This is a genomic window from Cupriavidus sp. 01L46 (assembly GCF_056399905.1).
Genome location: NZ_JBFTSF010000680.1, coordinates 1 through 660 on the forward strand (window position 1 = coordinate 1; position 660 = coordinate 660).

1 protein-coding gene is annotated in these 660 nt (G+C 67.3%); it reads left to right on the forward strand.

Annotation, left to right across the window (positions count from 1 at the left end):
* Nucleotides 1-28: 28 nt before the first annotated feature.
* Nucleotides 29-660 (forward strand): MFS transporter (locus AC1DS3_RS39290; RefSeq protein ID WP_477129454.1); only part of this gene is annotated, 632 nt, incomplete at its 3' end.

A 660-nucleotide genomic window follows, 5' to 3' on the forward strand; every position in this document is an offset into this window, starting at 1 on the left:
GTCCAGCAGCAGCGGCAGCAGCAGCGGCATGGCGCACCAGCACCAGCCGTCACCGTCTTCCCCCACGCCCGCGCAAGACGCCGCGCACCGGGCGCAGGTGGCGCCAGCCGAGATCGCTGCCGGCGTCGTCATCGGGCGAGCGTCCGAGTATTTCGATTTCTTTGTCTACGGCATCGCCTCAGTGCTGGTCTTCCCCAGCGTGTTCTTCCCGTTCGTCAGGCAACTGGAAGGGCTGCTGCTCTCCTTCACGATCTTTTCCTTCGCCTTCATCGCCCGGCCGTTCGGGACCACCTTGTTCATGGCGATCCAGCACCGCTGGGGGCGCAGCATCAAGCTGACGGCCGCATTGTTCCTGCTGGGCACCGCCACGGCGGGCATGGCGTTCCTGCCGGGCTACGATGCGCTCGGCAGCCACGCCATCGTCATCCTGGCGGCGCTGCGCATCCTGCAGGGCATTGCGCTGGGCGGCTCATGGGACGGGCTGCCATCGCTGCTGGCACTGAACGCCCCGGCGCACCGCCGCGGCTGGTACTCGATGCTGGGGCAGCTCGGCGCGCCGATCGGCTTTCTCCTTGCCGGCTCGCTGTTCCTCTACCTGCGCGCCAACCTGGATTTCGATGAGTTCCTGGACTGGGGCTGGCGCTATCCGTTCTACGTGGC